4 protein-coding genes and 1 pseudogene are annotated in these 3,277 nt (G+C 37.0%); 4 read left to right on the top strand and 1 reads right to left on the bottom strand.

The annotated features are described in order from the left end of the window. From CBG25_RS18170 to CBG25_RS18160, 3 genes and pseudogenes are all read left to right on the top strand, one after another. A pseudogene (locus CBG25_RS18170) lies at nucleotides 1–212 on the top strand (hypothetical protein); the annotation flags it as partial. A 345-nt stretch (nucleotides 213–557) separates the two neighbouring features. After that, a complete protein-coding gene (lpcA, locus tag CBG25_RS18165) occupies nucleotides 558–1,136 on the top strand; it encodes a D-sedoheptulose 7-phosphate isomerase (RefSeq protein ID WP_290608419.1) in 579 nt (192 codons plus the stop codon). A 96-nt stretch (nucleotides 1,137–1,232) separates the two neighbouring features. After that, complete coding sequence (locus CBG25_RS18160; RefSeq protein WP_290608417.1) at nucleotides 1,233–2,000, top strand: class II glutamine amidotransferase; 768 nt, start codon at nucleotides 1,233–1,235, stop codon at nucleotides 1,998–2,000. Here CBG25_RS18160 and CBG25_RS18155 read toward each other — a convergent pair. Then, nucleotides 1,971–2,723 carry a murein L,D-transpeptidase family protein gene (locus CBG25_RS18155; protein ID WP_290608416.1) on the bottom strand — a complete coding sequence of 251 codons (753 nt, stop codon included), beginning with the start codon at nucleotides 2,721–2,723 and terminating at the stop codon, nucleotides 1,971–1,973. The genes CBG25_RS18160 and CBG25_RS18155 overlap by 30 nt on opposite strands. Before the next feature lie 134 nt (nucleotides 2,724–2,857). Between CBG25_RS18155 and CBG25_RS18150 the strand changes: the two genes are divergently transcribed. Further along, nucleotides 2,858–2,980 carry a hypothetical protein gene (locus CBG25_RS18150; RefSeq protein WP_290606730.1) on the top strand — a complete coding sequence of 41 codons (123 nt, stop codon included), beginning with the start codon at nucleotides 2,858–2,860 and terminating at the stop codon, nucleotides 2,978–2,980. Nucleotides 2,981–3,277 lie beyond the last annotated feature (297 nt).

The following is a 3,277-nucleotide window of genomic DNA, read 5'->3' as shown; positions in this document are numbered from 1 at the left end:
ATCGAGAAGTTAAACAAAATTGTGGTATTGAACGCTGTCAGGCTCGCACGAGCCGAGCGCAAAGAAATCATATTTTTCTCGCTATTTCTGCGTGGTTTGAACAACATAAACGTCGTATATCTGAAAAAATAACCCTTTATCAACAAAATTGGGACGTAATCAAAAATGCTATTGCTGAGCACATCCGTGTTTTATTAGCGTACCCAAATTAGTTTTGTGCGAAACTCGTGAATAAGCGAGTATAAGTAAGCTACTAAATAGTAGGTTTGCTTTGTGATAGCAAAGAATTCCGATTAAACCAATAAATAGAAAAATAGTGAGTAGAGCCATAATGGTACTCCTGATTATGATTAAGCTAAGTCATCGGAGGTCATATCTGTTTTTTTCTTATCTTTAATCTATGTAATTTTATTTTACATATTAATTACAATGAAGTTCACAAATTATTTATTGAGCTTAACTTGATTGTGATAAGTCGTATTGATACTTCTTTCATAAAGTTTAATCCGTTACACTGAGATTATTGAAAAAATAATATTTTATTAGGAGTAAAAATGATGTATCAGGAGCTTATTTGTGCTGAATTAAAAGAAACGGCGGTGACATTGAACAATTTTCTTAATAACAGAGAAAATATCGAAGCAATTGAACAAGCCGCGATTATGTTGTCGAACGCCTTTAAAGCGGGAGGAAAAGTATTATCTTGTGGTAATGGTGGCTCGCACTGTGATGCTATGCATTTTGCAGAAGAATTGACCGGACGTTATCGTGAAAATCGTCCAGGTTATCCAGCCATTGCGATTTCTGATGTTAGTCATCTCTCTTGCGTTGGCAATGATTTTGGTTATGACTATGTTTTTTCCCGTTATGTAGAGGCTGTCGGTAAAGAAGGGGATATATTATTTGCGCTCTCAACATCAGGTAATTCTGGCAATATCATCAAGGCAATCGCGGCTGCACGTGCTAAAAAGATGCAAGTGATCACATTGACAGGTAAAGAGGGTGGAAAAATGGCAGGAACCGCTGATATTGAGATCCGAGTACCTCATTTTGGTTATGCCGATCGGATCCAAGAAATTCATATTAAAGTGATCCATATTTTAATTCAGCTAATAGAAAAAGAAATGGTGAAATAACATTGCTAGGCAATATTGTCGGGTAGAGATGTGATTAGTTAGCGTGATTATGCTTAGATTTGGAAATTTCATTCTGGCATACATATAGGAGGCATTATGTGTGAATTGCTTGGTATGAGTGCTAGTGTCCCGACAGATATTAATTTTAGTTTAAGTGGTCTTATCCCGCGAGGAGGCCAGACAGGGCCACATAAAGATGGTTGGGGGATCACTTTTTATGAAGGTAGAGGTTGCCGAACGTTTAAAGAACCCAAGCCATGTTATCAATCGCCTATTGCACGCTTTGTGCAAGAGTACCCGATTAAGTCAGAGGCAGTTATTGCGCATATTCGCCAGGCAAATCGGGGTGATGTGTTATTAGAAAATACCCATCCTTTTACTAGGGAACTGTGGGGCAGAAATTGGACTTATGCACATAACGGCCAACTTGAGGGTTATAAAAAATTACCAGTAGGGCATTATCGGCCAATTGGAAAGACGGATAGTGAGTGGGTGTTTTGTTGGATTTTATATCAATTAGCAGAAAAATATCCTAAAAAACCAACAAACTGGTTAACTGTATATCGGTTTATTGCGAAGCTGGCTGATCAATTAAAACTGATGGGGGTACTGAATATGTTAATTTCAGATGGACAATATATGATGGCCTATTGCTCGACTGATTTGCATTGGCTTACCCGCAAAGCACCTTTTGGTAAGGCAAAATTGCTTGATAATGATATTGAAATCGATTTTCAGCAACATACACAAACAACTGATATAGTCTCAGTGATTGCAACCAAACCCTTAACTGGCAATGAGAACTGGCACCGAATTCAGCCAGGGAGTTTTGTTTTATTCCATTTTGGTAAGCGCATATTGTAGCCTTTCATCTGCTTTAGCTGGCGATGATTGATGGTTAGGAAATTTGTTTACTAAGTATTGTCCTTGCTGAATATTAATTACCGGCAATTGATTTGTTTTAGTAAAATATTCATATGCGGGTTGCAGTTGTCGCCAGAAGGTATAGTAACGCGAATTACGATGGCGATTCATATTGTTAGAAGTCATTTTAAATGGATATATATTGACCTGTATTTCATATTGACCATTTTGTAATGCATTTTCCACATAACGATAGATTTCATTTATATAGCGATCAGTCATCGCGTAGCAGCCAATTGATTTACAGCCACCATGTACCATCAAATAAGCGCCAGTATAGCCATGAGCCTGGTCGTATTTATTGGGAAAACCTAAATTAAAAGCGCGATAATATTTACTATCAGGTTTTAATTGTGAGCGTGTGATGCGATAAAACCCTTCTGGACTCTTTAAGTCACCTTGTCTTTTCTTAGGTCCTAATCCACCAGAGAAATTACAAATTGGATAACTTTTAAACAGTGAAAATAAGCCTTTTTCATTTTTAGTATAGAGTTCTAGTACTCTTTCTTCTTTGAAAATTTGAATAAATATTGAATTATTTAAATATTTTTTGCCGTTATTACTGCTATCTAATGGGTAATATAGCTTTGTCGCTGAGTAGCTATTATTGACAAAAAATGACAGGGAAAAGATCCCTATGCTAATAAAAAAAGAGAATTTCACAAGCTTCCATACAAAAGTGATGTATTGTACAAAAAAATACACAAATATTAACCATACGGGCACCTCGAAAAACCTAAGCCGAGTTTGATTTTGCTGATAAAGTTATCGGAAGCTGGTCTACTGAGCTAACCACCATGAAGAAACGCAGCGCCATTAAGAATGACCTCTTTGCAAACCAGTATCACCAACAGACGATCGACAAGTTGGGTGACCCGCTGGTCAAGATCGAAACCTGTACACGAGTTTCGCACCAATAAAAAAACGCTCTATTTTTAAGTTTAATTCAGCATGATATATAAATAGTCAAAACCTTATAAATCAAATACAACTTATTGTAATTTAAGAAAATTTATGTTTTTTAGTAACTTGCAGATTAATCATTGCTTTTAAGCCATTTTTAGAATTTTATATGCCTGTGCGAAACTCGTGTTATTGTCTGGCAAAGCGGTTATAGCCGACATCGTAACTCAGCCAGGGTAGCGCATTGCCTACGGGGGCGACACGCATACTCGGTGGGGTATTTTCAAAGATGAGTCTGACTTCACCGTCTCGGG

Source organism: Arsenophonus sp. ENCA (assembly GCF_002287155.1).
Taxonomy (GTDB): Bacteria; Pseudomonadota; Gammaproteobacteria; order Enterobacterales; family Enterobacteriaceae; genus Arsenophonus; species Arsenophonus nilaparvatae.
This window is presented reverse-complemented; position numbering and strand designations above follow the sequence as displayed.